Source organism: Serratia sp. 22264, from assembly GCF_052045345.1.
Taxonomy (GTDB): Bacteria; Pseudomonadota; Gammaproteobacteria; order Enterobacterales; family Enterobacteriaceae; genus Serratia; species Serratia plymuthica.
The window spans coordinates 77,058-95,006 of the sequence record NZ_JBQEOY010000011.1; the positions used below are offsets into that span (position 1 = coordinate 77,058).

The following is a 17,949-nucleotide window of genomic DNA, read 5'->3' on the forward strand; positions in this document are numbered from 1 at the left end:
TGCCACTGCCATAAACTTCCGTTACCCTGCCTGCTTTTCCAATTTCGAGCTGTTTTGGAATATGCTTCGCAAAATTCTGTTTATGGTGGTTTTCATTGCAGGTGCCGCGCACGCCCACGGCATCAATAATTTCTCTCAGGCCAAGACAGCGGCGGCCAAAATCAATCAGGATGCGCCCGGCTCTTTTTACTGCGGATGCCGGATCGACTGGCAGGGTAAAAAAGGCATTCCTGACCTCAAGAGCTGCGGCTATCAGGTGCGTAAAAACGCCCAGCGTGCGCAGCGTATTGAATGGGAACACGTGGTGCCGGCCTGGCAGTTCGGCCATCAGTTGCAATGCTGGCAGCAAGGCGGCCGCAAAAACTGCAATAAAGACGCGACCTACCGCCAGATCGAAACCGATCTGCACAACCTGCAGCCGGCGATCGGGGAAGTGAACGGCGATCGCAATAACTTTATGTACAGCCAGTGGAAAGGGGGCGAAGGCCAGTACGGCCAATGCCCGATGAAAGTGGACTTCAAAAATAAGCAGGCAGAGCCGCCGGCGCGGGCCCGTGGCGCTATAGCACGCACCTATTTCTATATGCGCGACCGTTATCAACTGCGGCTTTCACGCCAGCAAACCCAATTGTTCGAAGTGTGGAACCGCCAATATCCGGTCAGCCAATGGGAATGTCTGCGTGAAGCACGCATCGCTAAGGTTCAGGGCAATCATAACGCCTATATTCAACAGGCTTGCCAGCAACGAAAAGGCTAACCTACTATATACCCGTCGCCTTTCAAGCCGCAGCGTTGTTACCTGCACTCGCTCACCCCAGTCACTTACTTAAGTAAGCTCCTGGGGATGAACGAGCTGGGCGCCTAGCTGCAACTCGAAATTCATAGGGTATAGCCTCTATCTATCAAGCTGCCTACCCCTTTAGTCAGGATCGAATATTCACATGCGTATACCCCGCATTTATCACCCGCAACCCTTGATCGACAATGCGGAAATCGCGCTGAGCGAAGACGCCGCCAACCACGTCGGACGCGTGCTGCGCATGAGCGCCGGCCAGACGTTGCAGCTATTCGACGGCAGCAACCGGGTGTTTAACGCCGAGATAGTTCGGGTCGATAAGAAAAGCGTGCAGGTGCAACTCGGCGCCGGCCAGTTGGAAGACCGTGAATCACCGCTCAATCTGCACTTGGGCCAGGTGATTTCCCGTGGGGAGAAGATGGAGTTCACCATTCAGAAATCCATCGAGCTGGGCGTTAACGTCATTACACCGTTGTTTTCCGAACGCTGCGGCGTCAAGTTGGACGGCGAACGTCTGGCGAAAAAAATTCAGCAATGGCAGAAAATCGCCGTCGCCGCCTGCGAACAATGCGGCCGCAACCGCATTCCGGAAATTCGCGAGGCCATGCAGTTGGAAGCCTGGTGCGCCGAGCAGGACGGCAGTCTGAAGCTTAACCTGCACCCGCGCGCCAGCCACAGCATCAATACCCTGCCGCTGCCGGTGGACCATGTCCGCCTGCTGATTGGGCCGGAAGGCGGGTTATCCGCCGACGAAATTGCGATGACCACCGGCTACGGATTTACTGATATCCTGCTGGGGCCACGCGTTCTGCGTACAGAAACTACAGCGCTCACCGCAATTACCGCTTTGCAGGTACGTTTCGGCGATCTGGGTTAAAGGAGAGAAAATGATTAAGCTCGGCATCGTGATGGACCCTATCGCCTCCATCAATATCAAGAAAGACACCAGCTTCGCCATGCTGCTCGAAGCGCAGCGCCGTGGCTGGGAACTGCATTACATGGAGATGAACGATCTCTATCTGCACGCCGGCGATGGGCGCGCACGCACCCGCTTGCTGAGCGTGAAAGAAGATAAAGAGAGCTGGTTCAGCTTCGGAGCCGAGCAGGATCTGGCGCTGCAGGATCTGGACGTGATCCTGATGCGCAAGGATCCGCCATTCGATACCGAATACATCTACGCGACCTACATTCTGGAGCGCGCAGAGGTGAAAGGCACGCTGGTGGTCAACAAGCCTCAGAGCCTGCGTGACTGCAACGAGAAGCTGTTCACCGCCTGGTTCCCGGAACTGACGCCGGACACCCTGGTCAGCCGTAGCGCAGCCCACATCCGCAAATTCCACCAGCAGCACGGCGATATCATCCTCAAACCGCTGGACGGCATGGGCGGTGCGTCCATCTTCCGCGTGAAGCAAGACGATCCTAACCTGTCGGTGATTATCGAAACCCTGACCGAACATGGTAGCCGTTTCTGCATGGCGCAGAACTTCCTGCCGGCGATCAAGGAAGGCGATAAGCGCATTCTGGTGGTTGACGGCGAACCGGTGCCCTACTGCCTGGCGCGCATCCCGGCGCAGGGTGAAACCCGTGGTAATCTGGCCGCCGGTGGCCGTGGCGAACCGCGCCCTCTGAGCGAAAGCGACTGGAAAATTGCCCGCGCAGTGGCTCCGACGCTGAAAGAGAAAGGCCTGATCTTCGTCGGCCTGGACGTGATCGGCGATCGTCTGACCGAGATCAACGTCACCAGCCCAACCTGTGCGCGCGAAATCGAAGCGGCCTTCCCGGTCTCCATCACCGGCATGCTGATGGACGCGATCGAAAAGCGTCTGGCAGCGAAGTAATCCGCCATGCGGGCGGCGCTGTCGCCCGCAATCCTGACCTTCCAAAGCGCGTGCAGCCAACAACGCTGCGGCTTGAAAGGCTACGGGTATATACCCTATGGATTTCGAGTTGCAGCTAGGCGGCCAGCTCGCTCATCCTCAGGCGCTTACTCAAGTAAGTAACTGAGGTGAGCGCGTGCAGCCAACAACGCTGCGGCTTGAAAGCCGACGGGTATAGCCGCATACTGGCGGCTGTTTAACTTCTCACCACTCAATTACCTTAAATAACGCCATGAATTTACAGCACCATTTTCTTATCGCCATGCCATCTCTTCAGGATCCTCGCTTCAAACGCTCGGTGATTTACGTCTGCGAGCACAATGAAGAGGGGGCCATGGGCCTGGTGATCAACAAGCCGGTGGAACAGTTCACGGTGGAAACGGTGCTGAGCAAGCTGAAGATCATGCCGCCCGCTCGCAATCCGGCCATCAGCCTGGATAGGCCGGTATTCGCCGGTGGCCCATTGGCGGACGATCGCGGTTTTATCCTGCATACGCCGCGCAGTGGCTTCGGCTCCAGCATCCAGATCTCGCCGGATACCATGATCACCACGTCAAAAGACGTGTTGGAAACGCTGGGTACTCCGGAGCAACCGGATGACGTGCTGGTGGCGCTTGGCTATGCCGGCTGGGAAAAAGGCCAGTTGGAACAGGAAGTGCTGGAAAACGCCTGGCTGACCATCGAAGCCGATACCGACATTCTGTTCCATACGCCGATCGCCAGCCGCTGGCGCGAGGCCGCCAACCTTCTTGGTATTGATATCCGCAGCATTGCCAACCACGCAGGACACGCCTGATGACCAACCGCACCATTATCGCCTTCGACTTCGGCACCAAAAGCATCGGCGCGGCCATAGGTCAGGAACTCACCGGCAGCGCCCGCGCGTTGGCGGCGTTCAAAGCGCAGGACGGCTCACCGGACTGGCAAAAGATCGAAAAGCTGCTGAAAGAGTGGCAGCCGGATCTGGTGGTGGTCGGCCTGCCGTTGAATATGGATGGCACCGAGCAGTTGGTGACCGACCAGGCACGCAAATTCGCCAACCGCCTGCATGGCCGCTTTGGCGTGCAGATCGCGCTGCATGACGAACGCCTCAGCACCGTCGAAGCGCGCGCCAATCTGTTCGATCGCGGAGGTTTCCGCGCTCTGGACAAAGGCAGCGTAGACTCCGCCTCCGCAGTCGTGATTCTGGAAAGCTGGTTCGAACGGCAACGGGGCTAACCCGTCATACTTGAAGCTGCATCTGTGTTGGCTGCGTGCGCTCCCCCCAGTCACTTACTTGAGTAAGCTCCTGGGGATTCACGCTCTTGCCGCCTTGATACAACTCCAATTATTTAAGGTATAAACGCTCTCTCTCTATCTTCACACGCTATCACCCAGCAAACCGGCGTCGATCCGCTGCTGCAACCCCTGTTCAAAAGTCTGCATGCCGGACTGCGCGCCGGTTTGCAGCACGCTGGCGAGCTGATGGGTTTTGCCTTCGCGGATCATGCTGCTGACCGCCGCCGTCGCCGTCAGCACCTCAAAGATTGCCACCCGCCCGCCACCAGGCCTGCTTAGCAGCTTTTGCGCAATCACCGCCTGCAGGCTGGCAGCCAGCTGTGCGCGCACATAAGGCTTTTCTTCTGCCGGGAAAACGTCTACCAAACGATCCACCGCCTGCGGCGCGCTGCGGGTATGCAGCGTCGCCAGCACCAAATGGCCGGTTTCCGCCGCGGTGAGCGCCAGACGGATGGTGGTGGTGTCACGCAGTTCTCCCAACAGGATCACATCCGGATCTTCACGCAGCGCGGCGCGTAGCGCTTCGTCAAAACTGTGGCTATCGCGGCCCAGTTCGCGCTGTTGAATCAACGACTTCCGGCTATAGTGCATAAATTCGATCGGGTCTTCCAGCGTGATGACATGCCGGCGTTGATGCTGATTGATGTCGTCAATCATCGCCGCCAGCGTGGTGGATTTACCGCTGCCGGTCGCGCCGGTGACCAATATCAGACCATCCTCACGCCGCAGCAGCGCGGGGACAATGGCCGGTGCCGCTAACGCCGCCAGCGTCGGGCAGTGGCCGGCGATCAACCGCAGCGCGATGGATATCCCCAGGCTTTGCAAAAAGAAATTGGCGCGCAGCCGGATATCGCCCGCCAGCGTCAACGCCAGATCGAGCTGCCCATGCTGCTGTAAAAGCTGTCGCTGCGGCGGTTGCAGCAGCGTGCCGCACAGCTGGTGCATTCGCTCCTGAGTCAGTATTTCCGCCCCTTCCAGCGGTTGCAGTTCACCATCAATGCGCAACATGGGTTGATGGCCCGCACAAAGGTGCAGATCGGAAGCATTATGCTTTACACTAAGGGCCACGAATTCGTCGATATCCATATCAATCTCCTGGGTCAATAATGAGCACTATCCAACAGAATCTGCAGGATGTCAGAAGCCGCATCGCGACAGCCGCTCAAGGTTGCGCACGCGCTCCAGAAGAAATCACTCTGCTTGCAGTCAGCAAAACCAAACCTGTGGCGGCGATCGCAGAAGCCATCGCGGCCGGCCAGCGCGCCTTTGGCGAGAATTACGTGCAGGAAGGCGTGGATAAAGTTCAGCATTTCGCCACGCAGCCGGAAGGCGCAACGCTGGATTGGCACTTTATCGGCCCGTTGCAATCCAATAAAAGCCGGCTGGTGGCGGAGCACTTCGCCTGGTGCCACACGGTGGATCGGCTGCGCATCGCCCAACGCCTCAGCGATCAACGCCCGGCTGGCATGCCGCCGCTTAACGTTCTGATCCAAATTAATATCAGCGATGAACAGAGTAAATCTGGCATTGTACTGGCTGAATTACCGGCGCTGGCGGAGGCGGTAGCCGCGCTGCCGAACCTTAGGTTGCGCGGGCTGATGGCGATTCCCGCTCCGGAAGAAGACTACCAACGCCAGTTGGCGGTCTTCGGCCAGATGAGCGACGCCTTCCTGGCCCTGCAACAGCATTATCCGCAGGTGGATACCCTGTCGATGGGCATGACGGATGATATGGCGGCGGCGATTGCCGCAGGCAGCACCCTGGTGCGTATCGGCACCGCAATTTTTGGCGCTCGTGATTATTCACCGGCCTGACATATAACGAGGGATTTTGATGCAACATCGTAAGATTACCTTTATTGGCGCCGGCAACATGGCGCGCGCGATCATCGCCGGCCTGGTGGCGGGCGGATACCCGGCTAAACTCATCAGCGTCTGTGCGCCTTCGGCTAAAAACCGCGATGCGTTGGCGGCGGACTACGGCATCGTCAGCAGCGGCGACAACCTGGCCTGCGCACGAGAGGCCGAGGTCGTGGTGCTGGCGGTAAAACCGCAGATGATGGCCGACGTCTGTCAGCCGCTGCAACAGGTCGATTTCTCCGGCAAGCTGGTGCTGTCGATCGCCGCCGGCATTCAGGTCAGCCGTTTTTACCAACTGTTGAGCAACAAGCTGAGCATCGTGCGCATTATGCCCAATACCCCGTCTCTGGTTGGCAAAGGCATGAGCGGCCTGTACGCGCCGCAACAGGTCAGCCAGCAGGATCGCGACTACACCGGCGATTTGATGGCCTCCGTCGGCAAGGTTTGCTGGGTGGATGACGAAAACGGCATCAACGGCGTCATCGCCGCCGCAGGCAGCGCACCGGCCTACTTCTTCCTGTTTATGGAAGCCATGCAGCAAGAAGCCGAGCGCATGGGCTTCGACAGCCAAACCGCGCGCGAGCTGGTGCAACAGGCCGCTTCCGGCGCAGCCGCGTTGGTGGAAGCCAATCCGGACACGCCATTATCGACTCTGCGCGAGCAGGTCACCTCCAAAGGCGGCACCACCGCCGAAGCGCTGCGGGTATTCAACGAGCAGCAACTGCCGGAGACCGTGGCCAAAGCCATGCGCGCGGCGGTTTCCCGTGCGCAGGAAATGGAAAAATCATTTTAAATAACCGAGAGTTAAGGAGAAGGACCCTTTCATGCTAACGCTGACTTTTTTGGTCAAAACCGTTATTGATCTTTACGTTATGGTGCTGCTGCTACGCATTTGGATGCAGTGGACGCGTACCGACTTTTATAACCCGTTCGCCCAGTTCGTGGTGAAAATCACCCAACCGGTGGTCGGCCCGCTGCGTCGCATCATTCCGTCACTGGGGCCTGTCGACAGCGCTTCGCTGTTGCTGGCGTTCCTGCTGATGACCATCAAGTACCCGCTGTTGCTGCTGATCCAGGGCGGCGCGATGTCGCTCAGCCCGTATAACCTGCTGTTTGGCCTGATTTCGCTGGTCAAGTCGGCGGGTTATCTGATCTTCTGGGTGATGATTATCCGCGCCCTGATGAGCTGGATCAGCCAGGGCCGCAGCCCGATTGACTATGTGATGTATCAGCTGACCGAACCCCTGATGGCCCCGATCCGCCGCATTCTTCCCGCCATGGGCGGCATCGATTTTTCAGCGATGGTGGTGATCCTGATTCTGTATCTGATCAACTACCTGGGTATGGATTTGTTCGGTGAGATCTGGTTCCTGCTGTGAGTGCAGTTACCCCCGTGCTGGACGGGCTGGCGATCAGGCTATATATTCAGCCGAAAGCCAGCCGCGACCAGATTATCGGTTTGCATGGCGACGAACTTAAAGTCGCCATTACCGCCCCGCCGGTTGACGGCCAGGCCAACGCCCATCTGATCAAGTTTATCGCCAAGCAGTTTAAAGTGGCGAAAAGCAACGTCACTATCGAGAAAGGCGAATTGGGGCGGCATAAACAGTTACGCATCGTCAATCCGCAACAAATCCCCGCCGTGGTCACGGCGCTTATCGAATAATGTTCAAGGTAGTCATCATGCAAAAAGTCGTTCTTGCCACCGGTAACCCGGGAAAAGTGCGTGAACTCGCCGACCTGCTGGCCGATTTCGGTCTGAACGTGGTCGCACAAACCGAGCTGGGCGTGGATTCCGCCGATGAAACCGGCCTGACGTTTATCGAAAACGCCATCCTGAAAGCCCGTCACGCGGCGCAAATCACCGGCCTGCCGGCGATCGCCGATGATTCCGGCCTGGCAGTGGACGCCCTGGGCGGCGCGCCTGGCATCTACTCTGCGCGCTACGCCGGCGTAGACGCTTCTGACCAGCAAAACCTCGACAAGCTGCTGGTGGCGCTGAAAGACGTGCCGCAAGGCAGCCGCGGCGCGCAGTTCCACTGCGTGCTGGTGTACATGCGCCATGCAGAAGACCCTACGCCGCTGGTGTTCCACGGTAGCTGGGCGGGTGAAATCACCTTCGAATCCGCCGGTGCCGGTGGTTTCGGTTACGATCCTGTCTTCTACGTCCCGGAGTTGGGCCGCACCGCCGCCGAACTGAGCCGCGACGAGAAGAGCGCGGTATCACACCGCGGTAAGGCGCTGAAGCTGATGCTGGAAGCCATGCGCAATGCTTAAGTTGCCCCCGCTGAGTTTGTACATTCACATCCCGTGGTGCGTGCAGAAGTGTCCGTACTGCGACTTCAACTCGCATGCGTTGAAGGGTGAAGTGCCGCATCAGGAATACGTCGATCACCTGCTGGCCGATCTGGATGCCGATCTGCCGCTGGCAGGCGGCCGGGAAATCAGCACCATTTTTATCGGCGGCGGTACCCCCAGCCTGCTGAGCGCCGAGGCGATGCAATCGCTGCTCGACGGCGTGCGGGCGCGTATTCGCGTCGCCGATGACGCAGAGATCACCATGGAGGCCAACCCCGGCACAGTGGAAGCCGATCGCTTCAGCGGCTACCAGCGCGCCGGTGTGAACCGCATTTCGATCGGCGTGCAGAGCTTCAGCGCGGAGAAATTAACCCGTCTGGGGCGCATTCACGGCCCGGAAGAGGCCAAGCGTGCGGCACACCTGGCCACCGGTCTCGGCTTGCGCAGTTTTAACCTCGATCTGATGCACGGTTTACCGGACCAGTCGCTGGAAGAGGCGCTGGACGATCTGCGCCAGGCGATCGCTCTGAACCCGCCGCACCTGTCGTGGTATCAGCTGACCATCGAGCCAAACACCCTGTTCAGCTCGCGGCCGCCGGTGCTGCCGGACGACGATGCGCTGTGGGACATCTTCGAACGCGGCCACCAGTTGCTGAGCGCCGCCGGCTACCGGCAGTATGAAACCTCGGCCTACGCCAAGCCGGGCTACCAGTGCCAGCACAACCTCAACTATTGGCGCTTCGGCGACTATCTTGGGATTGGCTGCGGCGCGCACGGCAAGCTGACCTTCAGCGACGGCCGCATTCTACGCACCGCGAAAACCAAGCATCCGCGCGGTTTTATGCAGGGCAAGTACATGGACAAGCAGCATGAGGTGACGACGGCAGATCGGCCGTTCGAGTTCTTTATGAACCGCTTCCGCCTGCTGGAAGCCGCACCGCGTGCCGATTTCGCCCACTACACCGGGCTGGACGAAAGCGTGATTCGCCCACAGCTGGATGAAGCGCTGGAGAAAGGTTATCTGGAAGAAACCGCGGAATACTGGCAGATCACCGAAAAAGGCAAGCTGTTCCTTAACTCGCTGCTGGAGCTGTTCCTGGCGGATGAATAAACAAAAAGCGCTGAATTATCAGCGCTTTTTTATTAAATCAACGGACCTGTGTCTCAGGCCGCCTGATGGGGGCGATGCGTCACATCGCCACGCCCCTTTAGCAAACCTTCAACGGAAATATCTTCATCCAACGCATCCCAATGGATCCCACAAGCACTCAGCTCATAGCAAGCACGTTGTTCATCCGTTGCATTCAGCAGCCGGGGGAACCAGGTTAATGGCACACCAATAATTCTGGCATCGCTCAGTTCCACCCACATTGTCACCTCATCAAAGCGAACAGCTTTAGCTGAAATACTCATTCCAGGCCTCCAAAAACAGCGACTGGTGATCTTCAATAATTCCAGTTAACTCTTTTAATACTCTGGAATTAAACCCATCATTGCGTGCCAGTTGCACAACCGGCGTCAACCAGAACTTGGCTTCCGTCCCCGCGTCTCTGACATGAATATGAGCTGGCTCTAACGGATCGCCTTCATTTGAGTAAAAGAAAAACTTATACCCTTTAAAACGAAATATCACTGGCATCAATGCAAAATCCTTTTGGCAATTGATTATAGTTTAGCCAGTTTGTCAGATAGTCGTCAGCAGGTCAAAAAACGCTCCGATAGTGATAAAGCTAATGTTACTTCAACGCGTTAAGCAGGTCTTTACGCTGGGTTTCCAGGCCGGTAACGCGGTTGCAGACGTCGTGACCAAAGTTCTGGAAATCCTGCTCCTGGTTGTTCCATTCGTTCTGAATCGCCTTCTGCAGGCCACCCAGGTTGCCCATAATCGCCTGCAACGGGTTACCGCCGCTGCTGGCGGCCTGCTTGACGCCCATCTCGTTCAGGCTGTCTTGCAACACGCCGCCCATGCTTTGCTGCACGAGGTTGCGGCCATCCTGCTCAACCTGGTCGATCGCCTTGTGGTGGAAGGCCAGGCCGTCGCTGCGGTGTTCGATAATGCGGTTCATCTGCTGCTTAAGCTGGTCGTTCAGCGTGGTCAGGCGATTGCGCACATTGCTGTCGCTACCCAGTTCCTTCACGATCACCTTGTCCAGCGCCACCCGCGCTTTTTCCAGATGCTGCTGCGCGCCCTTGTCGATCCACGGCAGTTCTTTGCGTAGCGCACTCTGGTAACTGAACGCTTTCTGACGCTGGCTGTCGTTGAGGCTCAGCGCCTGGCCGTTACGGGTGACATCGCCATCCGCCGAAATCTGCAGATTGCCGCTGGCGCCAGTCACCTGCACGTTTTGCGGGCTGATAACCACATCGTCCTGAGGTTTAACGCTGCACTGATATTCGGCATGCGCCTGTGAAGCGGTCAACAGCAGTAAGGCTAACCCGGTTTTCTTTAACATATTTTCTCCTGACTCCCTTCCGTGGTGGGATTAAAAAATCGAACGGCTAATCCGTTGAGACAACAGTTCCAGCGCCGCAGTTCCCGCCAGAGAGTTACCGGATGCATCCAGCTCCGGCGACCAGACGGCGATCGACAGTTCATCGGGCACGATAGCGACAATGCCGCCGCCTACGCCGGATTTGCCCGGCATGCCTACCCGATAAGCGAACTCCCCCGCGCCGTCGTACATGCCGCAGGTCATCATCAGCGCGTTGATCTGGCGGGCTTGCAGCGGGCTTATCACTTCGCGCCCACTGAGGTCACGCCCGTGATTGGCCAGATAGGCAAAGCTGCGCGCCAGCTCCACGCAGCTCATGCGCAGCGCACAGTAGTGGAAATAGGTTTGCAAAACGGTGAGCACGTCGTTTTCGAAGTTGCCGAACGACTTCATCAAATAGGCTATCGCCGCGTTGCGATCGGAGTGTTCGAACTCGGAGCGCGCCACGCGGGAATCATAGGCCAGATCGTCTTCGCCGGTCAGTTGCCGCACCACTTCCAGCATCCGCTGTTTAGGGGCGCTGAGCCGGGTTTGCAGCATGTCGCACACCACCAGCGCGCCGGGGTTGATAAACGGATTGCGCGGCTTGCCCTGTTCCATTTCCAGCTGCAACAGCGAGTTGAACGGCAGGCCGGAAGGCTCTTTGCCGACCCGTTGCCAGATCTCGTGTTCCTGGTAGCGCGTCAGCGCCAGCGTCAGGCTCAGCACTTTGGAAATGGACTGAATAGAGAAACGTTCCGTGGCGTCCCCGGCCTGGAACATCTCGCCGTCGACGGTGCAAACGGCGATCGCCAGACGGTCGGCGGCCACTTCCGCCAGCGCCGGTATATAGTCCGCCACTTTCCCTTTGCCAATCAGCGGGCGCACCTGTTGCAGGATGTCATCCAGCAACGCGTTATCCAATGTCGTTACCACCTCGGTCACACTCCGGACAAAACAAAGGTGCCGTTAAGGCACCTGAGAATGCTGAAAAAGTTCTCTGTAGTTAAAAGCAGCGCTATGAGTGCCAATAAAAACAAAGAATCAGATTTTCTGTTTTACCCCAACCCAGCGAAAACCACGTTTTTCGGCGGGTTGTCCACAGTCTAAGGTGCCGTTAAGGCACCTTAAATCAATAAATGGCACGGCGCGATGCCGCACTCATCGGGCCAGTAAAATCAATCCCACCAGATATCGAACAGATCGCTGACCTTAACGTCGGACAGCTTGCGCGCTTCCAGCCATTTTTTGACCAGTTCGCGCTGTTCGTCGGTGCAATGACCGATGGTTTGCAGACAGATTAACCCTTCCCACTGCAGATAGCCGCTGCCGTCAAACGCCAGGCCATTCGGCTCAATCACTTCGTCGATGAAAGCGTCCAGCGTGCTGTCGATATCCTCAACCGCGGTACCTTCGGCAAAGCGCCATGCTACGGAGAAACCCAGCTCCTGAAACTCTTCAATGTGTAACTTTTTACGTAAACGACGACTGCGGTTCTTAGCCATTATTCTTTCCTCTCAAACATCAAATCCCAAACGCCATGTCCCAGACGCTGGCCGCGTAATTCAAATTTTGTCAGCGGGCGTGAATCCGGACGCGGCACGTAATCATTATCGCTGGAAAGATTACGGTAGCCTGAGATCCCGTTCATAACCTCTAACATATGTTCTGCATAAGGTTGCCAGTCGGTGGCCATATGGAATACGCCCCCGACTTTCAGTTTGCGTCGCACCAGTTCAACGAACGGCGTCTGTACGATGCGGCGTTTGTTGTGGCGCGCTTTGTGCCACGGATCGGGGAAAAACAGCTGCACCATGTCCAGCGATCCGTCCGGGATCATATTCTCCAGCACCTCAACCGCATCGTGACACATCACGCGCAGGTTGCTCAATTCCGCTTCGGTGGCGTCCGCCAGGCAAGCGCCCACGCCCGGCGAATGCACCTCAATCCCCAGGAAGTTCTGCTGCGGATTGTTGCTCGCCATGGTCACCAGCGAGGCGCCCATGCCAAAACCGATCTCCAGCACGGTCGGCGCTTCGCGCCCGAACAGTGCGGCGATATCGACAGGTTCAGCCTGATACTCCACGCCCATCACCGGCCAATAGTTGTCCAGCGCGTGCTGCTGGCCTTTGGTCAACCGCCCCTGGCGGCGGACAAAACTGCGGATACGGCGCATCGCGCGGCCGTTCTCATCAAATTCCGGGGAGATGACGTCATTAATCATAGTGCTTTCTGTCTGTTTGGCTGCCAATTAGGGAAACGCGCATTATGCAAAGATACCTTGGTTTAGCAAGTGTTCATCTTGATACCTGCCGTGCGACGTCGGAAAGTTCCGGTTTACAGCAACATGACTCTATGCTGCAATCTCGCTTCATTTTCTGCCGGATATCGAATCTGCTTATGATGCAAGCACAACAGTTCGCACAGGTAGTGCTTGACTGGTACCAGCGTTACGGTCGTAAAACCCTGCCGTGGCAGCTTGATAAGACCGCCTATCAAGTATGGCTCTCCGAGGTCATGTTGCAACAAACTCAGGTTGCCACCGTTATTCCTTATTTTCAGCGTTTTATGGCACGCTTTCCCAACGTACGCGCCTTGGCAGACGCGCCGCTGGACGAAGTGCTGCACCTGTGGACCGGCCTGGGCTACTATGCCCGCGCGCGCAACCTGCATAAGGCGGCGCAGACCATTGTCGCACAGCACGGCGGCGAGTTCCCGACAACCTTTGAAGAAATCGCCGCTTTGCCCGGCATCGGCCGCTCAACCGCCGGTGCGGTGCTGTCGCTGGCGCTCGGTCAACACTATCCGATCCTCGACGGCAACGTGAAGCGCGTGCTGGCCCGCTGCTATGCGGTTGAGGGCTGGCCGGGCAAGAAAGACGTAGAGAACCGCCTGTGGCGGATCAGTGAAGACGTTACCCCGGCCAAAGGCGTCGGCCAGTTCAATCAGGCGATGATGGATCTGGGGGCGATGGTCTGCACCCGCTCCAAACCCAAATGCGAGCTGTGCCCCCTTAACACCGGCTGCATCGCTTACGCTAACCACAGTTGGGCAAAATACCCCGGCAAAAAACCGAAGCAGACGCTGCCGGAAAAAACCGCCTACTTCTTATTGCTGCAAAGCGGCGAGCGGGCGTGGCTGGAACAGCGCCCGGCCGTAGGGCTGTGGGGCGGGCTGTTTTGCTTCCCGCAGTTCAGCGAACGCGAAGAGATGGAACTCTGGCTGCAACAGCGCGGTCTGAAAGGCAATCGCCTGGAGCAGTTGACCGCATTTCGCCATACTTTCAGCCATTTCCATCTCGATATCGTGCCAATGTGGCTGGAAATGAACGATGCCGGCGGCAGTATGGATGAAGGGGTCGGTCTCTGGTATAACCTGGCGCAACCGCCCGCCGTCGGGCTGGCAGCGCCGGTTGACCGCCTGTTGCAACAGTTGGCAAAACACTCCCCGCTCCAACAGGGTTTATTTGGCGCTAGCGCCATTGATGAGGAATTAGCATGAGCAGAACCATTTTTTGTACCTTCTTGCAGCGCGATGCCGAAGGGCAGGACTTCCAACTTTATCCAGGGGACATCGGCAAACGCATCTATAACGAGATCTCGAAAGAGGCCTGGGCCGAATGGATGAAAAAGCAGACCATGCTGATCAACGAGAAAAAACTGAACATGATGAACGTGGATGACCGCAAACTGCTGGAAGCCGAAATGGTCAAATTCCTGTTCGAAGGGCACGACGTCCATATCGAAGGCTATACGCCACCGAGCGAATAATGCTGTTGGGGCCAGGCGCTGGCCCTTCCAAAACTTCTCGTATACGGCTTTAAGATGAAGAAAATTTTAGCTTTGCTAGTAATAGCGCCATTGCTGATTTCCTGTTCCGGCAAGAAAACCGACGAAGTCAACGAAGCCTGGGTCAAAGACACTAACGGCTTCGAGATCCTGATGGGCCAATTTGCCCACAACATCGAGAATATCTGGGGTCTGAACGAGGTTCTGATCGCCGGGCCAAAAGATTACGTTAAATATACCGACCAGTATGAAACCCGTAGCCACATCAACTTTGATTCTGGCGCGATTACCATTGAAACCATCGCCACCACCGATCCTGCCGCTCACCTGCGCCAGGCTATCATCAGCACCCTGCTGATGGGGGACGATCCGGGTTCAATCGATCTCTATTCCGACGTCAACGATATCCAGATCAGTAAAGAACCCTTCCTGTACGGCCAGGTGCTGGATAACAAAGGCGCGCCGATCCGTTGGGAATGGCGTGCGGCGCACTTTGCCGACTATCTGCTGCAAACCAAGCTGCAAAAACGCACCTCCGGCCTGCACGTGATTTACTCGGTCACCATTCAGTTGGTGCCAAACCACCTGGATCAGCGTGCGCACAAATACCTGCCGATGGTACGCAAGGCGTCGGAGAAATACGGTGTGGAAGAGTCGCTGATCCTGGCGATCATGCAAACCGAATCCAGCTTTAACCCGTATGCGGTCAGCGGTTCGGATGCGCTTGGCCTGATGCAGGTTGTGCAGCACACCGCCGGTAAAGACGTGTTTAAGATGCGCGGCAAATGGGGCACGCCAAGCCGCAGTTACCTGTTCGATCCGGAGAACAACATCGACACCGGCACCGCTTATCTGGCGATCCTGCAAAACAACTATCTGGGCGGCATTCAGAACCCGACATCGCGCCGCTATGCGGTGATCACCGCCTATAACGGCGGCGCAGGCAGCGTGTTGCGGGTGTTCTCCAGCGACAGAACCCGTGCGGTGAGTATCATCAACGGCATGCAGCCGGGTGACATTTACCAGACGCTGACCACCAAACACCCGGCCGGCGAGTCACGCCGTTATCTGGTGAAGGTGAACAACGCGCAGAAGAGTTATCGCAGGAAATAACGCGCGGTGAGGTTGTTATCAATGAAAAGGGCCGGTGCAAACCGGCCCTTGTTGTTTATTGCTTGATCATATAGCCGAAAATGCGTTTCCAGCCGTGATCTTTTTTCTCGATATACACGCCCTGCAGCTCCGGTGAGAAGCCCGGCAGACGGTTGATGCCGTCTTCCAGCGCCAGGAAGTAGCGCTGCACCGCTCCGCCCCACACTTCCCCCGGAACCACGCACAGCACGCCCGGCGGGTACGGCAACGCGCCTTCCGCCGCAATGCGCCCTTCGGCCTGGCCGATCGGCACCAGCTCGACGTTGTCGCGGATAAACTCCACGTTGGCGTCCTGCGGGTTCATCACCACCTGCGGGAAATGATTCTGGCGGAACATCTCTTTTTGCAGCTGCTTGACGTCGAAGCTGACGTACAGATCGTGCATTTCCTGGCACAGCTGGCGGAGGGTATAGCCGCGGTAGCGCTGCTCGTTCTTGCGGTACACCGTCGGCAACACTTCGCTCAGCGGCGCGTCTTCTTCCACATAGCGTTCGAACCGCACCAGCATATCGACCAGATGCTCCATCTTGGCCGGATTTTCCGCCGGGGTCAGCAGGAACAGGATCGAGTTAAGATCGCATTTCTCCGGCACTATGCCGTTCTCGCGCAGGAAGTTGGCCAGAATGGTGGCCGGCACGCCGAACTCGGTATATTGGCCGGTGGCCGCGTCGATGCCCGGCGTGGTCAGCAGCAGCTTGCACGGATCGACCAGATACTGGTCCTGCGCATAACCTTCGAAACCGTGCCATGTCTCGCCCGGCACAAAGTTGAAGAAACGGGCATCGTTGGCGATCAGGTCAGTATCGTAATCCTGCCAGGCCTTGCCCGCCACCTGCAACGGAATAAACGGCCGCAGCTGCGAACAACGTTCCAGCAGTTGCTTGCGCGTCTCGATACCGAGCTTTACGCAGTCCATCCACATGCGACGGCCGGCGGCCCCGGCATGCATCTTGGCGTTAACGTCCAGCGCGGCGAACAGCGGGTAGAACGGGCTGGTCGAGGCGTGCAACATGAAAGCGTTATTAAGGTGCTTGTGGTTACAGTGGCGCTTTTGGCCCTTGATGTGATCGTCTTTCTTGTGGATCTGCGAGGTCTGCGAGAAACCGGCCTGCTGCTTATGCACCGACTGGGTGACGAAAATACCCGGATCGAGTTCATCGAGCTCCAGCAGCAGCGGCGAGCACTCTTTCAGCATCGGGATAAAGCCTTCGTAACCCACCCAGGCGGAGTCAAACAGGATGTAATCGCACAGATGGCCGATGGTGTCGATCACCTGGCGCGCATTATAGATAGTGCCATCGTAAGTACCGAGCTGAATGATCGCCAGGCGGAACGGCCGCGCCGCATTGGCCTTCTCCGGCGCCACCTCACGGATTTGCTCACGCAGATAGCGCTCGTCAAAACAACGCGAATCGATGCCGCCGATAAAGCCAAACGGGTTGCGCGCGGTTTCCAGATACACCGGCGTCGCCCCGGCCTGGATCAGCGCGCCGTGGTGGTTGGATTTATGGTTGTTGCGATCGAACAGCACCAGATCGCCGCGGGTCAGCAGCGCATTGGTCACCACCTTGTTGGCCGCCGAAGTGCCGTTGAGCACGAAATAGGTTTTATCGGCGTTGAAGACCCGCGCCGCATGCTTTTGCGCATCCTTGGCCGAGCCTTCGTGGATCAGCAGGTCGCCCAACTTGACGTCGGCGTTGCACATGTCGGAACGGAAAAGCGTTTCGCCGTAGAACTCGAAAAACTTCCGGCCGGCCGGGTGCTTGCGGAAAAACTCCCCGCCCTGATGCCCCGGGCAGGCAAAGGTGGAATTTTCCATTTCCACATAGGTCTTCAGCGTTTTGAAAAACGGCGGCAGCAGCGCCTGCTCGTAGGCGTCCGCAGCGGCTTCCAGTTGCGCCATATAGAACGCCTTGCTGGCGCCGGCCAGGGCAAAAACGCCGGTAATAAACGGCAGGTAGTCCGGGGAAAGGTGTTCATCCCCTTCAACAGCAACAAACGTTGGGATCTCGAATCCGGTGGCTTTCAACTGCGCCAAAATACCGGCGTTAACGTCATCAACCGACACCACCACCGCGGCCACATCGGTATAGTCCGTCTGTTCAATGCGGACAATCTGGCGCAGCGTTTCAATCGTGGCGACCAGGCTGGCGCTTGTCGCTATTTTCAATTCTTTCATAATGCTAACTCTCAAACGGTTAAGGATGAGGTGGTGCCACGGGGCACGGCGATGAGATAACAAAGGTTATCCCGGCAAAGTGATGTCCGGCGTTGCAGCATAAAGCGCAACCGTGACCGGCTCATGATCGCGAGATCATCAGGCAGCTATCGGGGACTGGTATCGGCAGCGTCCGATAGACATCAGTAAAATCAGAGCCGCAGCTCTATTTTTAATAATGCCTAACAGCGAGCATCAGAAGATGCCTTACC

General features: G+C 57.3%; 22 protein-coding genes. 14 read left to right on the plus strand and 8 right to left on the minus strand.

The window, feature by feature from the left end; genetic code table 11:
• Positions 1-61: 61 nt before the first annotated feature.
• The 5 genes from endA to ruvX all read left to right on the plus strand — a co-directional run bounded on the left by endA (position 62) and on the right by ruvX (position 3,891).
• Complete coding sequence (gene endA, locus ACTJJ1_RS24565) at positions 62-757, plus strand: deoxyribonuclease I (protein ID WP_004947990.1); 696 nt, start codon at positions 62-64, stop codon at positions 755-757.
• A gap of 184 nt (positions 758-941) precedes the next feature.
• The gene (gene rsmE, locus ACTJJ1_RS24570; protein ID WP_020453960.1) at positions 942-1,673 is read left to right on the plus strand and encodes a 16S rRNA (uracil(1498)-N(3))-methyltransferase; all 732 of its coding nucleotides are present in this window, start codon (positions 942-944) and stop codon (positions 1,671-1,673) included.
• 10 nt (positions 1,674-1,683) lie between these two features.
• The gene (gene gshB / locus ACTJJ1_RS24575) at positions 1,684-2,634 is read left to right on the plus strand and encodes a glutathione synthase (RefSeq protein ID WP_004947997.1); all 951 of its coding nucleotides are present in this window, start codon (positions 1,684-1,686) and stop codon (positions 2,632-2,634) included.
• A 271-nt stretch (positions 2,635-2,905) separates the two neighbouring features.
• A complete protein-coding gene (locus ACTJJ1_RS24580) occupies positions 2,906-3,469 on the plus strand; it encodes a YqgE/AlgH family protein (protein WP_004948000.1) in 564 nt (187 codons plus the stop codon).
• Positions 3,469-3,891: a Holliday junction resolvase RuvX gene (ruvX, locus tag ACTJJ1_RS24585; protein WP_004948002.1), complete on the plus strand. Its 423-nt coding sequence runs from the start codon at positions 3,469-3,471 to the stop codon at positions 3,889-3,891. The genes ACTJJ1_RS24580 and ruvX overlap by 1 nt, the downstream gene beginning before the upstream one ends.
• A 141-nt stretch (positions 3,892-4,032) precedes the next feature.
• On the opposite strand, the gene ACTJJ1_RS24590 is transcribed toward ruvX, so the two are convergent.
• Positions 4,033-5,037 carry a type IV pilus twitching motility protein PilT gene (locus ACTJJ1_RS24590; protein WP_440835690.1) on the minus strand — a complete coding sequence of 335 codons (1,005 nt, stop codon included), beginning with the start codon at positions 5,035-5,037 and terminating at the stop codon, positions 4,033-4,035.
• Between the two features lie 20 nt (positions 5,038-5,057).
• Here ACTJJ1_RS24590 and ACTJJ1_RS24595 point away from each other — a divergent pair, with 20 nt between their 5' ends.
• From ACTJJ1_RS24595 to hemW, 6 genes are read left to right on the plus strand one after another with little or no spacing between them, the layout of a single operon-like run.
• Positions 5,058-5,765, plus strand: a complete 708-nt coding sequence (locus ACTJJ1_RS24595; protein ID WP_004948006.1) for a YggS family pyridoxal phosphate-dependent enzyme — start codon at positions 5,058-5,060, stop codon at positions 5,763-5,765.
• 19 nt (positions 5,766-5,784) lie between these two features.
• A complete protein-coding gene (proC, locus tag ACTJJ1_RS24600; RefSeq protein ID WP_440835692.1) occupies positions 5,785-6,603 on the plus strand; it encodes a pyrroline-5-carboxylate reductase in 819 nt (272 codons plus the stop codon).
• A 31-nt stretch (positions 6,604-6,634) separates the two neighbouring features.
• Positions 6,635-7,189, plus strand: coding sequence for a YggT family protein (locus ACTJJ1_RS24605; RefSeq protein ID WP_004948012.1), 555 nt, complete (start codon positions 6,635-6,637; stop codon positions 7,187-7,189).
• On the plus strand, positions 7,186-7,476 hold the full coding sequence (gene yggU / locus ACTJJ1_RS24610; RefSeq protein ID WP_440835694.1) for a DUF167 family protein YggU: 291 nt from the start codon (positions 7,186-7,188) through the stop codon (positions 7,474-7,476). Before ACTJJ1_RS24605 ends, yggU begins: the two co-directional genes overlap by 4 nt.
• A 17-nt stretch (positions 7,477-7,493) precedes the next feature.
• Positions 7,494-8,087 carry an XTP/dITP diphosphatase gene (locus ACTJJ1_RS24615; protein ID WP_004948017.1) on the plus strand — a complete coding sequence of 198 codons (594 nt, stop codon included), beginning with the start codon at positions 7,494-7,496 and terminating at the stop codon, positions 8,085-8,087.
• Positions 8,080-9,219, plus strand: a complete 1,140-nt coding sequence (gene hemW / locus ACTJJ1_RS24620) for a radical SAM family heme chaperone HemW (protein ID WP_004948019.1) — start codon at positions 8,080-8,082, stop codon at positions 9,217-9,219. The genes ACTJJ1_RS24615 and hemW overlap by 8 nt, the downstream gene beginning before the upstream one ends.
• Before the next feature lie 53 nt (positions 9,220-9,272).
• On the opposite strand, the gene ACTJJ1_RS24625 is transcribed toward hemW, so the two are convergent.
• From ACTJJ1_RS24625 to trmB, 6 genes are all read right to left on the minus strand, one after another.
• A complete protein-coding gene (locus ACTJJ1_RS24625) occupies positions 9,273-9,521 on the minus strand; it encodes a DUF2442 domain-containing protein (RefSeq protein ID WP_004948022.1) in 249 nt (82 codons plus the stop codon).
• Positions 9,505-9,747, minus strand: a complete 243-nt coding sequence (locus tag ACTJJ1_RS24630) for a DUF4160 domain-containing protein (protein WP_006327907.1) — start codon at positions 9,745-9,747, stop codon at positions 9,505-9,507. The genes ACTJJ1_RS24625 and ACTJJ1_RS24630 overlap by 17 nt, the downstream gene beginning before the upstream one ends.
• A gap of 97 nt (positions 9,748-9,844) precedes the next feature.
• The gene (locus ACTJJ1_RS24635; protein ID WP_004948025.1) at positions 9,845-10,561 is read right to left on the minus strand and encodes a DUF2884 domain-containing protein; all 717 of its coding nucleotides are present in this window, start codon (positions 10,559-10,561) and stop codon (positions 9,845-9,847) included.
• 30 nt (positions 10,562-10,591) lie between these two features.
• Positions 10,592-11,515 (minus strand): glutaminase B, encoded by a 924-nt coding sequence (gene glsB, locus ACTJJ1_RS24640; protein WP_004948028.1) that lies wholly within the window; start codon positions 11,513-11,515, stop codon positions 10,592-10,594.
• Positions 11,516-11,757: 242 nt separating this feature from the next.
• Positions 11,758-12,084 carry a YggL family protein gene (locus tag ACTJJ1_RS24645; protein WP_004948032.1) on the minus strand — a complete coding sequence of 109 codons (327 nt, stop codon included), beginning with the start codon at positions 12,082-12,084 and terminating at the stop codon, positions 11,758-11,760.
• Complete coding sequence (gene trmB / locus ACTJJ1_RS24650; protein WP_004948035.1) at positions 12,084-12,803, minus strand: tRNA (guanosine(46)-N7)-methyltransferase TrmB; 720 nt, start codon at positions 12,801-12,803, stop codon at positions 12,084-12,086. Before trmB ends, ACTJJ1_RS24645 begins: the two co-directional genes overlap by 1 nt.
• A 176-nt stretch (positions 12,804-12,979) precedes the next feature.
• On the opposite strand from trmB, the gene mutY reads away from it, so the two are divergent.
• The 3 genes from mutY to mltC are packed head-to-tail and all read left to right on the plus strand — an operon-like array spanning position 12,980 to position 15,480.
• Positions 12,980-14,080, plus strand: coding sequence for an A/G-specific adenine glycosylase (gene mutY / locus ACTJJ1_RS24655; protein ID WP_375232558.1), 1,101 nt, complete (start codon positions 12,980-12,982; stop codon positions 14,078-14,080).
• The gene (locus ACTJJ1_RS24660; protein WP_004948040.1) at positions 14,077-14,349 is read left to right on the plus strand and encodes an oxidative damage protection protein; all 273 of its coding nucleotides are present in this window, start codon (positions 14,077-14,079) and stop codon (positions 14,347-14,349) included. Before mutY ends, ACTJJ1_RS24660 begins: the two co-directional genes overlap by 4 nt.
• Before the next feature lie 54 nt (positions 14,350-14,403).
• Positions 14,404-15,480 (plus strand): membrane-bound lytic murein transglycosylase MltC, encoded by a 1,077-nt coding sequence (mltC, locus tag ACTJJ1_RS24665; RefSeq protein ID WP_440835699.1) that lies wholly within the window; start codon positions 14,404-14,406, stop codon positions 15,478-15,480.
• A gap of 55 nt (positions 15,481-15,535) precedes the next feature.
• Here the strand turns inward: mltC and speF are convergent, their stop codons facing one another.
• Positions 15,536-17,698 carry an ornithine decarboxylase SpeF gene (gene speF, locus ACTJJ1_RS24670; protein ID WP_440835701.1) on the minus strand — a complete coding sequence of 721 codons (2,163 nt, stop codon included), beginning with the start codon at positions 17,696-17,698 and terminating at the stop codon, positions 15,536-15,538.
• Between the last annotated feature and the right edge of the window lie 251 nt (positions 17,699-17,949).

Excerpts from the sequence above, each read along its gene's own strand:
- endA (WP_004947990.1), top strand. The coding sequence starts at position 62 with ATGCTTCGCAAAATTCTGTTTATGGTGGTTTTCATTGCAGGTGCCGCG.
- rsmE (WP_020453960.1), top strand. The coding sequence starts at position 942 with ATGCGTATACCCCGCATTTATCACCCGCAACCCTTGATCGACAATGCG.
- gshB (WP_004947997.1), top strand. The coding sequence starts at position 1,684 with ATGATTAAGCTCGGCATCGTGATGGACCCTATCGCCTCCATCAATATC.
- ACTJJ1_RS24580 (WP_004948000.1), top strand. The coding sequence starts at position 2,906 with ATGAATTTACAGCACCATTTTCTTATCGCCATGCCATCTCTTCAGGAT.
- ruvX (WP_004948002.1), top strand. The coding sequence starts at position 3,469 with ATGACCAACCGCACCATTATCGCCTTCGACTTCGGCACCAAAAGCATC.
- ACTJJ1_RS24590 (WP_440835690.1), bottom strand. The coding sequence starts at position 5,037 with ATGGATATCGACGAATTCGTGGCCCTTAGTGTAAAGCATAATGCTTCC.
- ACTJJ1_RS24595 (WP_004948006.1), top strand. The coding sequence starts at position 5,058 with ATGAGCACTATCCAACAGAATCTGCAGGATGTCAGAAGCCGCATCGCG.
- proC (WP_440835692.1), top strand. The coding sequence starts at position 5,785 with ATGCAACATCGTAAGATTACCTTTATTGGCGCCGGCAACATGGCGCGC.
- ACTJJ1_RS24605 (WP_004948012.1), top strand. The coding sequence starts at position 6,635 with ATGCTAACGCTGACTTTTTTGGTCAAAACCGTTATTGATCTTTACGTT.
- ACTJJ1_RS24615 (WP_004948017.1), top strand. The coding sequence starts at position 7,494 with ATGCAAAAAGTCGTTCTTGCCACCGGTAACCCGGGAAAAGTGCGTGAA.
- hemW (WP_004948019.1), top strand. The coding sequence starts at position 8,080 with ATGCTTAAGTTGCCCCCGCTGAGTTTGTACATTCACATCCCGTGGTGC.
- ACTJJ1_RS24625 (WP_004948022.1), bottom strand. The coding sequence starts at position 9,521 with ATGAGTATTTCAGCTAAAGCTGTTCGCTTTGATGAGGTGACAATGTGG.
- ACTJJ1_RS24630 (WP_006327907.1), bottom strand. The coding sequence starts at position 9,747 with ATGCCAGTGATATTTCGTTTTAAAGGGTATAAGTTTTTCTTTTACTCA.
- ACTJJ1_RS24635 (WP_004948025.1), bottom strand. The coding sequence starts at position 10,561 with ATGTTAAAGAAAACCGGGTTAGCCTTACTGCTGTTGACCGCTTCACAG.
- ACTJJ1_RS24645 (WP_004948032.1), bottom strand. The coding sequence starts at position 12,084 with ATGGCTAAGAACCGCAGTCGTCGTTTACGTAAAAAGTTACACATTGAA.
- trmB (WP_004948035.1), bottom strand. The coding sequence starts at position 12,803 with ATGATTAATGACGTCATCTCCCCGGAATTTGATGAGAACGGCCGCGCG.
- mutY (WP_375232558.1), top strand. The coding sequence starts at position 12,980 with ATGATGCAAGCACAACAGTTCGCACAGGTAGTGCTTGACTGGTACCAG.
- ACTJJ1_RS24660 (WP_004948040.1), top strand. The coding sequence starts at position 14,077 with ATGAGCAGAACCATTTTTTGTACCTTCTTGCAGCGCGATGCCGAAGGG.
- mltC (WP_440835699.1), top strand. The coding sequence starts at position 14,404 with ATGAAGAAAATTTTAGCTTTGCTAGTAATAGCGCCATTGCTGATTTCC.
- speF (WP_440835701.1), bottom strand. The coding sequence starts at position 17,698 with ATGAAAGAATTGAAAATAGCGACAAGCGCCAGCCTGGTCGCCACGATT.